This is a genomic window from Cytobacillus sp. FSL R5-0377, from assembly GCF_038004385.1.
In the GTDB taxonomy this organism is placed as follows: domain Bacteria; phylum Bacillota; class Bacilli; order Bacillales; family Cytobacillaceae; genus Cytobacillus.
On the sequence record NZ_JBBORA010000001.1, the window covers coordinates 1,605,280 to 1,622,933 of the forward strand.

At 43.1% G+C, this 17,654-nt stretch carries 14 protein-coding genes; 1 reads left to right on the forward strand and 13 read right to left on the reverse strand.

Annotation, left to right across the window (positions count from 1 at the left end; translation table 11 throughout):
* Positions 1-92 precede the first annotated feature (92 nt).
* The 8 genes from NSQ49_RS08115 to NSQ49_RS08150 all read right to left on the reverse strand — a co-directional run bounded on the left by NSQ49_RS08115 (position 93) and on the right by NSQ49_RS08150 (position 9,596).
* Positions 93-2,024 (reverse strand): bifunctional 2',3'-cyclic-nucleotide 2'-phosphodiesterase/3'-nucleotidase, encoded by a 1,932-nt coding sequence (locus NSQ49_RS08115; RefSeq protein WP_251283310.1) that lies wholly within the window; start codon positions 2,022-2,024, stop codon positions 93-95.
* Positions 2,025-2,301: 277 nt separating this feature from the next.
* A complete protein-coding gene (locus tag NSQ49_RS08120) occupies positions 2,302-2,592 on the reverse strand; it encodes a hypothetical protein (protein ID WP_251283268.1) in 291 nt (96 codons plus the stop codon).
* Between the two features lie 139 nt (positions 2,593-2,731).
* Positions 2,732-3,970 (reverse strand): ATP-binding protein, encoded by a 1,239-nt coding sequence (locus NSQ49_RS08125; protein WP_251283269.1) that lies wholly within the window; start codon positions 3,968-3,970, stop codon positions 2,732-2,734.
* A gap of 143 nt (positions 3,971-4,113) precedes the next feature.
* On the reverse strand, positions 4,114-5,247 hold the full coding sequence (locus NSQ49_RS08130; protein ID WP_251283270.1) for a zinc-dependent alcohol dehydrogenase: 1,134 nt from the start codon (positions 5,245-5,247) through the stop codon (positions 4,114-4,116).
* Between the two features lie 106 nt (positions 5,248-5,353).
* Entirely contained in the window at positions 5,354-6,079 is a 726-nt protein-coding gene (tatC, locus tag NSQ49_RS08135) for a twin-arginine translocase subunit TatC (RefSeq protein ID WP_251283271.1), read from the reverse strand.
* A gap of 56 nt (positions 6,080-6,135) precedes the next feature.
* Positions 6,136-6,321, reverse strand: a complete 186-nt coding sequence (locus NSQ49_RS08140; protein ID WP_251283272.1) for a twin-arginine translocase TatA/TatE family subunit — start codon at positions 6,319-6,321, stop codon at positions 6,136-6,138.
* 9 nt (positions 6,322-6,330) lie between these two features.
* The gene (locus NSQ49_RS08145) at positions 6,331-7,971 is read right to left on the reverse strand and encodes a PhoX family protein (RefSeq protein ID WP_251283273.1); all 1,641 of its coding nucleotides are present in this window, start codon (positions 7,969-7,971) and stop codon (positions 6,331-6,333) included.
* 167 nt (positions 7,972-8,138) lie between these two features.
* Complete coding sequence (locus tag NSQ49_RS08150) at positions 8,139-9,596, reverse strand: alanine/glycine:cation symporter family protein (protein ID WP_159862088.1); 1,458 nt, start codon at positions 9,594-9,596, stop codon at positions 8,139-8,141.
* A gap of 267 nt (positions 9,597-9,863) precedes the next feature.
* Between NSQ49_RS08150 and NSQ49_RS08155 the strand changes: the two genes are divergently transcribed.
* Positions 9,864-11,072, forward strand: coding sequence for an MFS transporter (locus NSQ49_RS08155; RefSeq protein ID WP_251283274.1), 1,209 nt, complete (start codon positions 9,864-9,866; stop codon positions 11,070-11,072).
* Positions 11,073-11,102: 30 nt separating this feature from the next.
* Here NSQ49_RS08155 and NSQ49_RS08160 read toward each other — a convergent pair whose 3' ends face one another.
* The 5 genes from NSQ49_RS08160 to mtnK all read right to left on the reverse strand — a co-directional run bounded on the left by NSQ49_RS08160 (position 11,103) and on the right by mtnK (position 17,467).
* Positions 11,103-12,437, reverse strand: coding sequence for a CoA-disulfide reductase (locus NSQ49_RS08160; RefSeq protein ID WP_251283275.1), 1,335 nt, complete (start codon positions 12,435-12,437; stop codon positions 11,103-11,105).
* Positions 12,438-12,536: 99 nt separating this feature from the next.
* Positions 12,537-13,325, reverse strand: a complete 789-nt coding sequence (locus NSQ49_RS08165; RefSeq protein ID WP_159862433.1) for a class II aldolase/adducin family protein — start codon at positions 13,323-13,325, stop codon at positions 12,537-12,539.
* 204 nt (positions 13,326-13,529) lie between these two features.
* Positions 13,530-14,789: a S8 family peptidase gene (locus NSQ49_RS08170; protein ID WP_251283276.1), complete on the reverse strand. Its 1,260-nt coding sequence runs from the start codon at positions 14,787-14,789 to the stop codon at positions 13,530-13,532.
* A 380-nt stretch (positions 14,790-15,169) separates the two neighbouring features.
* Positions 15,170-16,231, reverse strand: a complete 1,062-nt coding sequence (mtnA, locus tag NSQ49_RS08175; RefSeq protein ID WP_159862092.1) for an S-methyl-5-thioribose-1-phosphate isomerase — start codon at positions 16,229-16,231, stop codon at positions 15,170-15,172.
* Between the two features lie 12 nt (positions 16,232-16,243).
* On the reverse strand, positions 16,244-17,467 hold the full coding sequence (gene mtnK / locus NSQ49_RS08180; protein ID WP_159862093.1) for an S-methyl-5-thioribose kinase: 1,224 nt from the start codon (positions 17,465-17,467) through the stop codon (positions 16,244-16,246).
* Positions 17,468-17,654: the final 187 nt, after the last annotated feature.

Below are 17,654 nucleotides of genomic sequence, written 5' to 3' on the forward strand. Positions count from 1 at the left end.
GTAATTCTTCTTCAACACTTCTTTAGTCCTTTGATTCAGCCTGATAAAGCATCAAGGCCGACGAGTTCCAAAGACTGGACTTCAAATGGCTGTTACTCCGGGAATTGAAGCGAATACTTTACAAAGCCATTGGCTGCTTCCCCGGCATAGCCGATTCCGCTGTCTTCAGCAATCGCATCCTTTGCATCAGGTGAAGATACGAACGTTACATTTACTTCACCAGCAACCGATGCAAATGACCAATTGGCATCTGCAGAAGGATCGATGGTTTGTTCTTCGCGAATATAATCAATGATCGTCTGGCGGTTTTCATCCGGATAAAGCTCTGCTGCCGTATTGTTTCTAACCCCAGGGAATGTTCCGCTGGCCCGATAATTATTGGTCACTACAATGAATTCCTGATCCAAATCAATAGGTGCCCCGTTATACTGAAGATTTTTGATTCTGTTTGCATCGGCATGAACCAGCTTGCCATCTTTATCATACTTTGCAGGTTCTGTAACATCGATCTCATATGTCACACCATCGATTACATCAAAGTTATAAGTAGGGAAATCCTCATTAATGAGTGACTGTTCACCCGCTTCATTTTCGTTTATCTGATTGAACTGGCCAGCAGACATTTCAAGCCATTCTTTCACATCTCCCCCTTTAACTTTTACAGTAGCAACTGTGTTCGGATACAGGTATAGGTCTGCTACATTTTTGATGGCGATTGTGCCTTCGGGGATATATGTGTAATAGCTTGCCCCGTTGCGGCCGCCCGCTTTAAAGGGTGCTCCTGCTGAAAGCACCGGTGTGTTTTCATCTGGTGTTCCTTTTAATTGCTTTTCGATATACCACTTCTGTGCATTCGTCACAATTTGAATAGACGGGTCATCTTTGACAAGTGCAAAATAGCTGTGGATATCAGCGGTTGTTTCCCCCACAGGCTGGCGGACATAATTCACCGTTCCTTCATGCTCTTCCTTTACCGCTTTCAAAATGGCAGGATCTGCATCTGCAACGCTTTCCTTTACGGTTGCGCCGGATTCATTTTGATAGCTTCTAAAAATGGACCTTAAGGAGGACTGGGAATCCTTCACCCTCCACTTGCCTTTCACCTTGGCAATGGTCAGGTCCATAACACCAAGCTGGTTGCCCCAGCTGCCCGGCATGATGAACGGCACCCCGTTGACCGTTCCTTTTTCTGTATCCACTCCAGGAAGATCGGTGAAATCTCCCGGAAAATTTTTATGGTTGTGGCCGGAAATAACCGCATCTATTCCATTTATTTTTGTTAAGTCGTAGGCCGCATTCTCTTCCATCTCTGCATATTCCGCGTCCCCCATACCGGAGTGAGCAAGCGCAATGATAATATCAGCCCCGTCTTTCTTCATTTTAAGAATGTTAGCTTTTACTGATTTTACAATATCTTTTGTAATGATTTTCCCATCAAGATTGGCTTTATCCCATTGTGTAATCTGCGGAGTCACAGCACCGATCACCCCAACCTTAATGACCTGCTTTCTGCCTTTTTCGTCAACGACTTTTTTCTTGATGATTGTATACGGTTTAAAGTAATTTTTATCGTTTTTAGGATTTTGATCATGATCATCTTTATAGACATTGGCATTTACATAAGGAAATGGCGAATCATCCAGAACCTCATCTAAATAGTCAAGTCCATAATTGAATTCATGGTTTCCTACTGTTGCTGCATCATAGTCCAGCAATTCCATCGCTTTGAAGACTGGATGCATTTCCCCATCCTCAAGCTTATCAACTTTTGCTTTATAATCGCCAAGCGGATTCCCCTGGATTAAATCTCCGTTGTCAAATAGTAAGGTGTTTTTCGCTTCTTTTCTTGCCTGTTTGATCAGGGTAGCTGTTTTCGCAAGGCCAAATTCAATCGTCTCAGCATCTTTATAATAATCATAGTTATAGAGGTGTGTATGTATATCTGTTGTTCCTAATATCCTCAGACTCACATCATGGCTGAACTTTTGCCCCGGCTTCCCCTTATGATCGGGCATTGCTGCCATTACCGAATCATATGAAATAGGAGCAGCTAAGACAGAAAGGGACAGCGTAGCAGCGAGAATTGTTTTTCCTAATTTGCGCGCAGGATTTTTCAAATGAATACATCTCCTCAATTTTAGTAGATTAGGATGATAACATTCATAATTCTATCTATTTTTTGACTTATTTGAGAATGAGCAATTAGGAGCAATTCTTAGTAATTTTTTGTAAAAAAGTAATCAAAAAACAGCACCCTCGAAGGATGCTGCATCATTTTATCTCCACCCTCAGCCTTTTCCTTTAATTCCTATGCAAGCACTGACAGTCTTTCGGTTGTATGATTGATTCCTGTATGGACTGAACAATGCTGTCCTGGTCATTTTTGTTGCGGCCAAACATATCCAGATATTGTTCCATTTTAACGGTAACAAGCCCGCCTTTTACCTGCTGAATCCGAGTCTGTGATTCTTTGGTTGAGAGATTCATGGAGTTCATGGTATCAACCAGAACGCTGCTTTGATTATCACTTTTTTGGATTTGTTCCTTGATATGGCTGCTCATCTTCTTAGAGTTTTCAGCCAGCTTCCTCACTTCGGTTGCTACTACGGCAAACCCCCGGCCTTCATCCCATATTATGTATAAGAAACTATAAATCCTCTGTTTGCACAGGGTCATTTGACCTAAATATTAATAGAGGATGCACCCAAAAGGGTACATCCTCAAATTTCTGCTACTCTGCAGGCTGCTCTATTGGAATAGTAAGGTTCACAATTGTTCCTTTTCCCACTTCACTTTCAAATAGGATTCCAGCCCTGTGTTCTTCTATAATCTGCTTGGTAACCATCAGGCCCAGACCAGTTCCATCCGGTTTAGTTGTATAAAACGGATCTGCTATTCGCTTCAGATTATCTTTATCAATTCCACAGCCTTCATCTTTAATGCTGATCAGAACCTGGTCACCCTCCTCCACATTGGCTGAAATCAGGATCGTGCCTCCCACAGTCATAGATTCCATGGCATTTTTAATCAGATTAATAAAAGCCTGTTTCAGCATATGTTCATCACACTGAACTCTGGGAAGGGAGTTCAAATTCTCTGTTTCAAAGCGGATATTTTGACTGGCAGCCTGTTCTTTAATAATGGAGAGGACGTAGTGAATCACTGCATTCAGTTCAACACTTTTAAACACAGGCAGCCTCGGTTTGCTCAGGATCATCAGGTCATCGGCTATCAGATTAATGCGGTCGATTTCTTCGATCATAAGTTTGTATCGATTCCTGTCTTCAGGGTGTTTTTCCATCTGCAGCTGAGTAAACCCTCTTAATGCTGCTAAGGGATTCCTTACTTCGTGACCCACTGCGGAAGCCATCTGTCCGACAGCAGCCAGCTTTTCTTTCTGGCGCAGTTCCTGGAAAACATGTGTAAGCGAATGAATATATGAATAGAAGCGGTTCAGCAGCACATAAGAAACACTTGAAAAAATGATTAAAAGCACGATTGGCACCATTACCTTCTGACTGCTCAGGAAAACACCTGCTAAAAGATACTTCGCAACCATGCCTCCGGTTACAATCCAAAAATAGCGCTTATTTACAAAAATCGGTGCAAATATCATAAATAAAAGTTCTACTGCGCTCCCGCTCTGAAATTCTTTCGATTCACCAAAATAAATCAGCATGCTGCTGCTAAAATCAATCAGGGAAAACCCTGCAAAAAATAAGTATTTTACGAGGAAAGGCCGTTTCGTTCTAATAAAATAAATCCCTATCGGCAAAAGCCCGATAATAGCCAGGTAATAGCCCCATCCGAGTCCGCCCTCAGGGAGCCCGATATTGCCGCCGATATTGAGGGGAAGCACGTAATAATAAAATAAATCATATAGCGCTAAAATAATATAAAACAGCCAGATAAAGAGGGTGATTGCCTTTGTTTCTTCTTTTATCAAAGTATCTTGATTAAAGCCTTTCATTTACATGCTCCTTGGTTAACTCTATTAATAATATGCCTTTAGGACTATTATATACGTTTGTGTCGAAACATGTAACATTATGTTATATTCTTAAACTTCAAAAAACCGGTCCTGGCATATCCAGGCCGGTTTGTTTATAACGGCTAAGGCTTTAATATAACTTTAATGCAATCATCTTCATGGTCGTTAAAAATCTTATATGCACGATCTGCTTCTTCGAGGGGAATCTGATGAGTAATAATGGACTTAGGATCGAATTCCTTATTCGTGATTTTTTCGAATAGCTCTGGCATGTAGTGCACAACAGGGGCTTGTCCCATTTTAATGGTCACATTTCTCGAGAAAAATTCCTCCAGCGGGAACATATTGTATGTTAGCCCGTACACACCTGTCAGCTGAACGGTACCAAATTTCCGTACGGCTTTCGTCGCTATTTGGATCGGGCCAAGCGTTCCGCCCTGCAGCTTGAGCTTCTGTTCAATTTTTTCCACTGCAGATTTCTTTCCGTCCATACCCACACAATCAATGACTACATCTGCTCGGCCCTGAGTAATTTCTTTTAAATAAGCACCCATGTCATCATATTTCTTGAAGTCATAGACCTCCACATCATTGGTAAGTTTGGCATGGTTCAGTCGGTAATCAAGATGATCGACGGCTATTACCCGTTTAGCCCCTTTCATCCAGGCGAATTTCTGGGTCATTAACCCGATGGGGCCGCAGCCGAGGACGACGACTGTATCTCCGGGTTTTACACCTGAATGCTCTACACTCCAATAAGCCGTCGGCAGCACATCTGATAAAAAGAGCAGTGACTCATCCTCCAGCTCGCATGATTCCGGTATGACAAAGGGCATGAAATTGCCAAACGGCACCTTTAAGAACTCAGCCTGGCCGCCCGGATGATTTCCATATTTCTCTGTATAGCCAAAATAGCCGCCAGAATCGTTATGGGGGTTGGAATTATCACATTGGCTTTCCATGTCATGCTGGCAATAAAAGCAATGCCCGCACGACACATTAAAAGGGATGACCACCCTGTCGCCTTTTTTTACCCGAGTTACATCAGGTCCTGTCTCCTCAACGATTCCCATTGGCTCATGCCCAATAATATACCCTGGCCGCAATGGCATATTTCCCTGATATAAGTGAAGGTCCGATCCGCAAATAGCTGTTGATGTAATCCGAATAATCACATCATCTCTTTTTTCAATTCTGGGATCCTCCACGTTTTTCACTTGAATATCTTTTGCTCCCTGGTAAGTTACAGCTCTCATTGCTTCACACTCCTTAAATGACTTAATAGGCTTTACCCATTTAAGATAGGAGTTAACTCCATAAATATCCAAAAATTAATTTTGAAAATAATTCCAACGGCCATTTTTACTGCACAGCAGCCTGCTTTTTCAGCTTTCGGTTATAGATAATCTTAGACAGGCTCAAACTTGCCTCGTAAAGCACCAGGAGAGGTAATGTAACCAATATATCTGAAATAAAATCAGGCGGTGTGACTAAAATTGCAACTACAATCAGCACGAAATAGGCAAACTTCCTTATCTTCTGCAGCGAATAAGGATCGAGGATGCCAAGGCTGGTCAAGAACATAATCACAACCGGAAGCTCGAACAGAAAGCCGAATGGCAATGTTAGATGCAGCACGAATTGAAAGTATTTTTCCGTTGTAAAAAAAGCGGTGAACATTTCTCCGGATAAGGTCATTAAAAAATTTAGAACCATCGGCAAAAGAATGAAATACCCGAATGCTATACCGGTAATGAACAGGAAAAATAACGCGGGTATATAGGATAACGCTACCCTTTTCTCCATACCGGTAAGCGCCGGACTGATAAACAGCCAGATTTGATGGGCAGCTACAGGGATAGCAGCTGCAATCGCGACGACAGACGCAAGCATAAAATAGACCCATAGTATCTCGGAGGGACCAAGAACAGCCAATTTAAAGTCCAGATCCTTAACCAGCCATTGATAAATGTCGCTGACGAAAATAAAGGATAATGCCAGGAATGCTATAAAAACTGCAGCAATAATCATCAGCCTCTTCCGGAGCTCCTCAAAATGCTGGAGAACATTTACTGCCTCATTGTTCAAAATTAATCACCCCAATATAAAAGGAAGGAAGATAACACTCCCTTCCTTATTCTTTGTTATCGCAATTCTTTTTTCTTATCTTCTGGCTGTTCCTCGGACACAAGTTCGCGTGTGGATTTCTTGAATTCCTTCAAAGTTGTCCCAAATGCCCTGCCGATTTCGGGAAGCTTGGATGGACCGAAAATGATCAGCGCCAGTACTAGAACAATAATTAATCCTGGTATTCCGATATTAGATAGCATAATAACCTCCTAGTACTTGAACCCTGTAATCGCCACAACCCCAGGACGCGGCATGGTGTCTCCCTTGCGGTGCGGCCATTTGCTTGTGGGATTGCTCAGGTCATCCGTCTCTTCTCCCGGATGCTGAACGGACAGGAACAGGGTTGTCTCGTTTGGTGTAAAGGATGGTCCAGTCAGTTCTGCTTCAGCTGGCGCAGAAGCAAACTGAAAGGCTTCGCCTGTATTTTTGCCGATCGTCGGGATGACGAACATGCCATTGTTTGCAAAATGAGTGTAGATTCCTGTATTCAGCTTGCTTGATGACATATCTGTAACAGTCCAGAGATTGCCAAAGCTATCGAAAGTCAGATTATCAGGTGCACTGAAACCGCTCTGTTTTCCGCCGGCTGCGAAGATTTCGAAATCAAAGGTCAGTGCTCCGAGGTCATCTCCATCCTCGATAAATCTGGTAATATGGCCGTGAAAGTTACCATGTTTATCATTGTTGGTATGAGCAATGAATACCGTTTTATCAAAAGGGCTGATTTCCACATCTTCCGGGCGGTCGGTAGGTGTTCCGCCAACAAGCAATGCTGCTTCATGGCAATGAACAGCCACATCGGCCTGTGTTTGGAATTTCTTTAAAAGATCTGCTTTCCCTTTGGCGATTTTCTGTACATTTTCGATCGTTAATGGCACCCATTCTCCGCTTCCCATATTCGCCACATAGAGTGTCCCTTCTTCAAGAAGATCTGCGTTGGCTTTGCCGCGGGACTTTACATATTTATTTTTACTGATGAACTTATACACGCAGGCATCTTTTTTATCATCACCCATATACACGACAACCCGATTGTCATTGGTCAGGCCGACTGCTGCATTTTCATGATTAAAGCGGCCAAGCGCAGTATGCTTGCGCGGCTTAAAATGAGGATCGAATGGATCAATCTCTACAATCCAGCCATAATGTGTATCATTTAATCCTGCATCCTTTGATGTAGATTCGAAATTTTCCTCAGCCGATAAAACCGTGCCCCACAAAGTCCTGCCGCCAGAGCAATTAGCAAAGGTTCCCTGAACATTCGTTGCACCGCCCACTGCTTTTGACCCTCTGGCAGGACCTGTAAGCTGAAAGGGCGTCAAGCCTGTAATACGGCGTGCATACTTAGAATTCGTGTCCATTTTCCATGTACCCTCTTTATCACGGTATACCTCGATAATCGATCCACCCTGGCTGTAAAGCATTTTCTGAATTTGCGCTGCTGTATACTTGCCATTTGCCGGCCTTGCACCATGAACAAATAGATCGCTTGAATATTCATGATTCACCCATAAGAGACCGCGCTTGTCCTTATCGATTGGAAAATATAATGTAAAGTCATTGTTAAATCCGAATGTATCGCCTTTTTTATTAATGACATCTCCATAAGCTGCCACCACATCATATTTATACCCACGCGGCAACACAAGGTCGTCTTTAGCTGTCGGATCAATCGGCTTGAAATTCAATCCAGATATTTTCTTCTGGAATCCGAATAAATGGGCCGCTGCCTCAACCCCCTTAACTTCCGCTTTTGGAACCATTGCCCCCAATCCTGTTGAAGCCACAGTCAATGCTCCCACACCTGTACCAACATAGGTTAAAAATTTGCGGCGGTTCAATTCAGTCATCCTCAGCACCTCTTCTATTAAAATATCAATTTATGTATTTAACTCAAATAAAATACTAAATGATGATTATTAAGAGAATGCTAAGAAATATGCCGAAAATTGTAAAAGTAGATTTAAATATTGTAAAAAAGATGCCCGGCTTCAGCCGGACATCTTTTTTCTTTCTATTAAGATACCTTTTCTTCCTGTGACTTGTATTCTTCTTCCCAGTACTCCGCATTTTTAATGCCAAGCTTTTTGGAATTGAATACTGGATCAAGACCTTGTTTCTTTTGGGCCTCGTAATCTTTCAGTGCAATCAGAGCCGGCTTTCTTAAGATTACGATGGCAATTAAGTTCAGCCAAACCATTAGACCTAAGCCAACATCTCCAAGTGCCCACGCCAGACCTGCTGTTTTAACAGCACCATAGAATGTTGCACCTAGCAAGACAATCTTCAGAATAAACATCGCCAGTTTGCTGTTCTTGCCGCTAATCAGGTAAGCTACGTTTGTTTCAGCCATATAGTAGTAGGCCATGATAGTTGTGAAAGCAAAGAAGAAAAGAGAAACAGCAACAAATCCGGCACCGAAGCCTGGAAGCACAGATTCAACAGCTGCCTGTGTAAAGCCCGGTCCAGCTTCCACTCCAGGAAGGTTTTCGATAATTGGAGTCTTTCCATCAGAGCCGACTGTATTGAACATTCCTGTAAATAGGATCATGAAAGCTGTTGCAGAACATACGAATAGCGTATCAATATATACAGAGAATGCCTGCACAAGGCCTTGCTTTGCAGGGTGGGAAACTTCAGCAGCTGCAGCAGCATGCGGGCCTGTACCCTGACCAGCTTCGTTTGAATAAATTCCGCGTTTTACCCCCCAGGCAATTGCACTTCCGATAATTCCCCCAAACATGGAGTCAGCACCAAAAGCACTGCTGAAGATTAACGAAATTACGCCAGGCAGTTCACCAATGTTCATGGCAATAATGATTAAAGCCACTAAGATATAACCCACTGCCATAAAAGGAACGGTATATTGAGCCACAGTTGCAATACGCTTTACACCGCCGAAAATAATCAGGCCAAGTAAACCGATAATAACAAGACCTGTTACTGTTTTGCTTATGCCAAATGCATTTTCCATTCCAAGCGCAATTGAGTTTGACTGGATGCCAGGCATTAATAGTGCCATTGCCAGCAATGCAGAAATGGCAAAAAGAACGGCGAACCATTTAATTCCGATTCCCTTTTCAATATAATAGGCTGGACCGCCTCGGTATAGCCCGTCTTTTTTCACTTTGTAAATCTGAGCCAGCGTTGATTCAACAAATGCACTGCCTGCTCCGATAAAAGCAATGGCCCACATCCAGAATACAGCACCAGGACCACCCATTGCGATAGCAGTGGCAGTACCTGCGATGTTACCAGTTCCTACACGGCCGGAAAGAGCAATAGATAAGGCCTGGAAAGACGAAACGCCCGCTGCGGAACTTTTCCCTTGAAACATAAGCAGTACCATATCTTTGATATGGCGGACCTGTAAAAATCGAGTTAAGACTGAGAAGAACAACCCTATTGCTAAACAGATGTAAATAACAGGTGTACTCCATAAAATACCGTTTAGCTGATTAACAAAAGCTTCCAAACAACTTCCCCCTTTTTTAGATATATTCTGAATCTTTTTCCTATTAGGAATTATAGAATAAATACTGTTATAAGACAATGTTTTTTTCACGGACTCTGGTAAAAATGTCATAGAAGTTTCTCTGATTCCCTGAGTAAAGCGGTTTTCATCATAGTTGAGAGGATATATATAAATTAGAGTAATAGCATAACCCTTCCTATTTTTTGTCATTTTCGTTATTATATATTTAGGGAAACGAAGTGTTGACCGGAAAGAAGTGTTTCAAACATGGTAAAACAGACAAAAAGAAATTTAATGATTATGTGGTTTGCCAATTTCTTTGTGGCAGGCAGCATGACAATGGTGCTTCCCTTTATATCGTTATATATAGAAAGCTTTGGCGACCATTCTGCCACCTATGTTCAGCACTGGTCTGGATGGACGTTTGCGATCACATTTGTGACGGCGTTTCTATTTTCACCTGTGTGGGGAAGAATCGGGGACCTTTTTGGGCGCAGGAAAATATTGATTCTGTCCGGAATTGGGATGGGCTTATCCATCTTCCTGATGGGATATGTGACTAACGTCTGGCAGCTGTTTTTTCTGAGACTGTTTATGGGGATTTTCACCGGCTTCATCGGTATGTCCCAGGCATTTATTTCCACTCAGACTCCAAAAGAAATCGCAGGCAGGGTAATGGGGACACTGCAGACCGGGAGCATTACAGGGTCATTGATGGGCCCACTTCTCGGCGGAGTTCTCGCTGATTTATTCGGATTCTCAGACACCTTTAAATGGACCTCCATCGCCATATTTGTTTCCGCTTTTCTAGTCTTTTTCACAAAAGAGCACAAAATCAAAACGCAAAAGGGCGAGAAAACACAGTATTCAAGTAAGGCCGTCATTCAGCATATTATCAGCAATCCCGTCCTGCTGACCGTCATGCTGATATCTACGCTTGTTCAAATCGCACATTTCAGTATTCAGCCTATCCTTTCTCTATATGTCAGTGAATTGCACGGACCAGAAAATCTGGCGTTTTTTGCCGGAATTGCTTTTTCAGCTGCAGGGCTTGGCAATCTCTTGATGGCAAGGCAATGGGGAAAAATCGGGGATCAGCATGGCTATGTCAAAACATTGGTTGTTCTCCTCCTTCTCGCAGGTGTGTTTTATCTGCCTGGCGGATTTGTCTCAAACATGTGGCAGCTTGTTCTTGTCCGCTTTGCACTTGGTGTCACCATCGGAGGCATCATTCCTGTCCGGATCGCCTATATTCGCCAGGAAGCACCTGTTGCTATGCAGGGTGAAGTGCTTGGCTACAACACAAGCCTCCGTTTTTTTGGAAATATTATCGGACCCGTCATCGGCGGTTTGATCTCAGGCTATTTAGGTTTTTCGGCCGTATTCGTCGTTACAAGCTTCCTCCTCATCCTAAGCGGACTGATTCTGCTTGGTATCATGAACCGCCATCCGAAGCTGGTGAAGGATTCTTATTAAATGAAAATGAAGCCGGCAGAAATGCTGGCTTCATTTTTCTTTTGCTGCGTTGCTTGCGATATGGACAGCATCCCAGACACCTGCAAATGGAGGGGCGTAACAAAGATCCACCATGCCAAGCTCTTCTGCTGTCATTTTATTGTGGATGGCAACGGCAAAAACATCGATTCGAAGGACCACTCCTTTATTTCCGATGGCGTGGGCTCCGAGAATTCGGTTTGTTCCTTTCTCACAGATCAGCTTGATCCAGATAGGGGTCTGATTCGGATAGTAGCCCGGATGATCTGCCGCTTTAACAAATTCAGTTGTATAGGCTAGGCCAAGCCTTTTGGCATCTTCCTCTGAAAGCCCCGTTCTGCCAAGCTCCATATCAAAAATTTTGATCGCGGCGCTGCCAAGCGTTCCCACATATTTTTCACGACTGCCGGCTATATTGGCCCCAGCGAGGCGGCCGCATTTATTCGCGTTTGTTCCAAGCGGGATATAATCATTTTCTTCTAGCAATCTGTGATATACCTGAGCGCAGTCCCCCGCTGCATAAACCCCTTCAACATTTGTCTGCATTTCACGGTCGATAATAATGGCACCATTTTCCGCCAGCTCTATTCCCGATCCCTCCAGAAACTTCGTAGCAGGCTTTACACCAACAGCTACAAGCACTAAATCGGCTTTATACGAGCCTTTATCCGTTTTGATGCTTTCCACTTTCCCATTGCCGCTAAAGCTCTCCACCTTTTCTCCCAGGTTCAGCTCTACGCCGTGATCACGGATTTCCTTTTCAGCGATATCGGTTATTTCCTTATCAAAAGGTGCCAGGATTCTCTCACCCATTTCAATCACTCGGACATTTTTGCCGAGGGTTTTCATCGCTTCGACCACTTCGATGCCAATATAGCCTCCGCCGACAATGACAACATCTTTCACCTCCGATTTACTGGAAATTTCTTTTAACGCCATCCCATCTTCCATGGTTTTCAGCACGTGAACGTTCTCAAGGTCCGCTGGGAACTGGGGCATGATGGGAAACGTGCCTGTTCCAATCATCAGCTTATCGTAAGTATCCATAAACATCTCCCCTGATGCAAGGTCTTTAACTGTTACTTCCTTCTTATCTGTATCCACTTTTAATACTTCATGCAGAAGATATGTTTTAATGTTCCTCTCAGAAAATTGCTCCTGTGTTCTTGCAATCATTTTCCGGTGATCATCATTTTCTCCTGAGATATAATAAGGAAGACCGCAGGCACCGTATGATAAAAACTTGCCTTTCTCATAAACGGTAATTTCCGCTTTTTCGTCCATTCTTCTCAATTTCGATGCGGCTGACATACTTGCAGCCACCCCGCCAATGACCAGCAGTTTCATCAGAATCTCTCCTCACGTATCAATAAGCTTTTAGATAGGTTTCGTTAAAGAGGCAAAATTATACAGCATCTCTATACCCTTATAGCTACCCCGCTTTGGCTATTTTAAGACGTTCTTCAATACTTCTTCCGTTACTTTTCGAACTATGCTTTCGATCATTTCTTCCCGATAGCCTGGAGCTGTCCGGCTTTTCTCCCCACAGCCACCATCAGGTATCCCGCCTGTTTTAATGCCCATTTTCTCACGGATTGTGATCAGCTCTGCAATTTGTTCAGTGCTCAATTCATTTGACTTTTGAATGATATGTCCGGAGTACATTAGCATGAGTGCATAGTGTTCCAGTGACTCCATCCGGAAATAGGCCTCTGTTATGTCCCGGCCCCAGGTTAGTGCACCATGATTTGCTAAAAGGACTGCATTGTAATCCCGGCAATAAGGGGCAATGGAATCTGGCACTTCCTGTGTTCCAGGGGTGGCATACGGGGCTACCGGCACTTTGCCAAGCAAGACTACCGCCTCAGGAGTAATGGGTTTTTCAAGACTGATTCCGGCTATGGCAAATGATGTTGCCACAGGCGGATGGGCATGAACTACAGCCCTTGCTTCAGAATTTTCCTGATACACTCTAAGGTGCATCTTTATTTCTGAAGAAGGCTTTAGCTTCCCTTTCAGAATATTTCCTGAAAGGTCCATTTTAACCATCATTTCCGGTGTCATAAATCCTTTGCTCACTCCTGTTGGTGTGGTCCAGATCTCATGGTCTCCTACTTTTATAGAGATATTCCCATCGTTAGCAGCAACAAAGTTTTTATTGTAAACCCTTCTGCCGATTTCGCAGATTAATTCCTTTGCATCCTGATCGCTTATATATGTATTTTGAACAGCCATAGCTGTCAGCTCCTTCCTATTCACATCCACTCCTTATTGTATATTCAAACAGGATTTGCATCATCAGTTTTTACAAGTTTTCATTTTTCGCTAAAAAATGATCATTTCCGCGGAAATATTATGTATTTCGGGATCATTCATGCTATACATAAAAACCGCCCGATCAGAGGATCGGACGGTCTTAGGGGGTATGATACTGCTTGCTTATTTCACGCGCGGGTATCCGAAGCCTGACGCATAGTCATCTCCTGCTGCTGCTCCGTATCCGCCTTTAATGTCATATTGCTTAGCACGGTTTTGAAGCTCTGAGCGAAGTTGAGTATGGCTCATGGATGGACTGGATGACCAGATTTTCGCTGCAAGACCAGCTACGTGAGGTGTAGCCATGGATGTTCCGCTGATCGTGTTATAGCCTCCGTTATACCATGTTGACTCAATGCTTGCTCCCGGTGCAGAAACTTCTACATCTTTTTCCTGAATCACATAGTCACCGTCAGTGCTAGGGTTTCCGCGGGAAGAGAAGTTTGCCACACGGTATGTACCGTTCTGCTGAACATTTTCAAGAGCTGCAACCGCAACCGCATTCTTTAATGCTCCAGGATATCCGATTGTATTAGCACTGTAACCTGAGTTACCTGCCGCCGCCACAATAAGGACTCCTTTGCTGTATGCGTAATCAACAGCACTGCTGATTAATGAATCTTTGCCGCTTGAACCAAGTGACATATTGATGACCACTTTAGAACCTGTGCGGGATGCTTCGTCTGCAACGTGGCGGATTGCAGCTGCAATATCATCTGAGTAACCCGAACCATTATCGCCAAGAACTTTGTATGCCCATAATTTCGCCTGTGGGGCTACCCCATAAATTCCCTGGCCATCAGATCCCCCGTGTGCCAATACAGTTCCAGCTACATGTGTACCATGTCCCTGTCGATCCGTACATGAGCCATTGACAATCGGAGAGGATTGAGTGAAATCCTTACATTGCTCCGCTGAGCCTGCCAGGTCGATATGGTTTGTATGAACCCCTGTATCAAGAACAGCTACCTTAATCCCGCTTCCGCCTGAGGTGCTCGTTATGCCGCTGTTGTTATAGATGGATTCAATCCCCCAAGGTGTCTGGTCACTTGGATATCCAGCGGCCTGAGCCTTCTTGGACGCTGCTGTCCTGACTGTATCAAGTTTAACTTCATGTACTTTTTCAATCTTTAAGTTTTTATTTTTCAATAATGCCTGGTACTGCTTAGCATTGACCTCTGCAGTCATTCCATCGCTGCCAAAATCCCAGCGCTTGTCCACCTGCGAATTCACAGAAGCTGTAGCATTTGATGGGCCTTGGATCAATACCCTATAGGTTTCGTTTTGAGTCTCCGGTTCTTTTGCAAATGCCCCCGCTGTGAAAACTGATAAACCCATTGTCATACTTAGTAATGCTGCTCCTAATGCCCTTTTTTTCTTCATCCTTTTTCTCCTCTCGAATCTTTATTTTTTCTGTCGCTTCTTGTTGCATTTAAAGTATATTTGAAATATTCAGACTCTATCAATATGCTAAATTATTTAATTATCAGACTTTGGAATCAGGCACTAAAACATAGTTTCTTAAAAAGTATCAGGTAATTTGGAGGGTTTACAAATAGTTTCTACTATTAATATGTTGTTTAATTCATAATTTTTCCACATAAAAAAGAATTCCCCCAAATAAAACAGTACAATTGGTTGATGCAAAGAGTAATATTACACTATGTTTTTTGTCGCTTTCAGGGATATTTTCCTAGTTAAACGCTTTAAAGATATAAAGAATAAAAATCCTCCTAATCGCGTGGACAGGAGGATTTTTATTCTTATTTAAACATTTTAGGAAGGCTATCTGTGTACGGTGCATACGCGATGCCATTCTCCGTGATAATGCCTGTGATCAGTTCATTATCCGTTACATCGAATGCGGGATTATAGGTTTTTACGCCTTCTGGCGCCATCGGCTTTTCGTACCATTTAGAAGTAATCTCTTCTGAATCTCTTAATTCAATATGGATATCGTTCCCTGTTTTGCATGTGAGGTCGACAGTTGACAGCGGAGCACAAACATAGAAAGGTATATTATAATGTTTTGCGAGAATCGCAACGCCTGATGTTCCAATTTTATTGGCAGTATCCCCATTGGCTGCAACACGGTCACAGCCGACAAGTACCGCTTGAACCCTGCCTTCTTTCATGATGATGCTGGCCATATTATCGCATATCAGCGTAACATCGACACCTGCTTCTTTAAGCTCCCATGCAGTCAGGCGGGCCCCCTGAAGCAGCGGGCGGGTTTCATCGGCGAATACTTTAAAATCATATCCCTTTTCCTGTCCTAAATAAATCGGAGCCAGGGCTGTCCCATATTTAGCAGTCGCAATTGTACCGGCATTGCAGTGTGTCAGAATTCCCCATCCGGGCTCAAGTACAGAAAGAGCGTGCTGGCCGATTGACTCGCAGACTTTTTCATCCTCACTACGAATTTTTTCTGCTTCCTCTTTCAGAGCCTGCTTTATTTCTGCTGCACTCCTGCCTTCTTCCTTCTGGAAACGGGCTTCCATGCGGTCGAGCGCCCAAAACAGATTGACTGCAGTCGGCCGTGATGAAGCCAGATATTCCTTCGCTTTTTTAAAATCCAGGTAAAGCTCATCATAGTCTTCTGCTGCTGATTGCTTTGTGCCCAAATAAACACCGTAAGCCGCAGCTATTCCGATGGCAGGTGCACCCCGGACCTTTAAATGATAGATTGCATCCCAAATTTCCTTTAATTCTTTCAAATACAAAAAGTTCTTTTCATTCGGCAGAACTGTTTGATCTAATAGAATGAGTGTATTGTTTTCATCCTCCAATCTTACAGACTGGATAACATCCACTGGTTTTCCCATCTTGCTGCCTCCTTAGAATCTTTTTTCACAGTCTTTTAGAGTACGCACAAAGTCTTCTCCTGTTTTAAAAGATTCCCTTTCCATAATAAACATCTTTCCGGCTGCCAGACAAATCATTTCTGCAGCAGCTTTGCTGCTGTAATCGTCAATGCAAGTGACATCCTTTACTGATGCCAGCCCAATAATCCTCCTGCACAATTCAAGTCCTGTAACAGCCGCTGTGTCGCGCAGAATTGTTTCCAGATAATATTCTTTAAACCCTTCATAACGGGCTGTTTGTTCAGTTGCTTTCTCATCCCATGCCTTCAGGAATTTCGTTTTGAACAAGTCGATAATATCTTCTATTGTATTTTCGAGATATTCCATCTGAACCTGCCTTTGTTCTCCATTATCCATTGTATATTTCGCGTTCACATAGGCGAAGATCAGATTGGCGATCACGTTGCCGATATCGTATCCGGCCGGGCCATAAAAGGCAAACTCTGGGTCAATAATTTTAGTAGAATCTTCTTTTACAAAAATTGAGCCTGTGTGCAGATCGCCATGCAATAATGACTGAGCATGGGTCATAAACTCAAATTTTAGCTTTGCCGTTTCGAGCTGAAGCTTGGAATCTTCCCAGATTTCCTTCTTGGCAAATTCCCTGGTACCTTCAAATACATCATTTCTCGAACAGTCGTAAAACGGTTCGGTGAAGACGAGATCCTCTGAAATTTCGCACAACTCCGGGTTAGTGAACCTTTGGACCAGCTCTTTCTTTTCCTTATGTCCGATGACAACATCAGAAGTGAGTAATAGGGTATTTACCAGGAAGCTTGAGATATGGTCAGCAAACAGCGGGAATTTTTCATGCTGTATTAAAGCTGTCCTCATAATAGTGTAATCTGACAAATCCTCCATTGCGGTACAATTCATTATGGGATCGTAGCTAATCACCTTTGGCACAAAACCTGGAGCGAGCCTGTTTTGAAGATCGAGAATTTCGTATTCGATGCGGTTGCGGTCAGGGGATAGCTTAAATTCATCAGATATTCTGGCAACCGGTCCGGCCTGCTTAATAATCAGAGACTTCTTGTGTTTATGGTCAATCAGCTTAAAAACGTAGTTTAAATTGCCATCGCCAATTTCCCTGCAATCCAATTCTGCATCTGGTGCAAAATAACTCAGCCTTGTTTTGGCATATTCAATGGCTTCTTGTTCAGTCATTGTAAAATAAGCAGATGTAAATACAGTCATACAAAAATCCCCCCATACGAATCTTTTTGATAGCATCTATTATTTTGTTAATTTAATATATTTGAAAATATCTAAATACTATCATGTGAATTGGGGTTCGACAATTGTTTTTTAAGGGGGTTTTCGTATAAATAGTGCTTTTCACTTAACAATGTTGTCCGTTGATTGCAGCGAGTGGAGGCTCCCT

What these genes read in the sequence shown, in the direction of transcription:
- NSQ49_RS08115 (WP_251283310.1), bottom strand. Translation starts at nt 2,024, where the DNA reads ATGGCAGCAATGCCCGATCATAAGGGGAAGCCGGGGCAAAAGTTCAGC.
- NSQ49_RS08125 (WP_251283269.1), bottom strand. Translation starts at nt 3,970, where the DNA reads ATGAAAGGCTTTAATCAAGATACTTTGATAAAAGAAGAAACAAAGGCA.
- NSQ49_RS08130 (WP_251283270.1), bottom strand. Translation starts at nt 5,247, where the DNA reads ATGAGAGCTGTAACTTACCAGGGAGCAAAAGATATTCAAGTGAAAAAC.
- NSQ49_RS08140 (WP_251283272.1), bottom strand. Translation starts at nt 6,321, where the DNA reads ATGCTATCTAATATCGGAATACCAGGATTAATTATTGTTCTAGTACTG.
- NSQ49_RS08145 (WP_251283273.1), bottom strand. Translation starts at nt 7,971, where the DNA reads ATGACTGAATTGAACCGCCGCAAATTTTTAACCTATGTTGGTACAGGT.
- NSQ49_RS08155 (WP_251283274.1), top strand. Translation starts at nt 9,864, where the DNA reads ATGGTAAAACAGACAAAAAGAAATTTAATGATTATGTGGTTTGCCAAT.
- NSQ49_RS08160 (WP_251283275.1), bottom strand. Translation starts at nt 12,437, where the DNA reads ATGAAACTGCTGGTCATTGGCGGGGTGGCTGCAAGTATGTCAGCCGCA.
- NSQ49_RS08165 (WP_159862433.1), bottom strand. Translation starts at nt 13,325, where the DNA reads ATGGCTGTTCAAAATACATATATAAGCGATCAGGATGCAAAGGAATTA.
- NSQ49_RS08170 (WP_251283276.1), bottom strand. Translation starts at nt 14,789, where the DNA reads ATGAAGAAAAAAAGGGCATTAGGAGCAGCATTACTAAGTATGACAATG.
- mtnA (WP_159862092.1), bottom strand. Translation starts at nt 16,231, where the DNA reads ATGGGAAAACCAGTGGATGTTATCCAGTCTGTAAGATTGGAGGATGAA.
- mtnK (WP_159862093.1), bottom strand. Translation starts at nt 17,467, where the DNA reads ATGACTGTATTTACATCTGCTTATTTTACAATGACTGAACAAGAAGCC.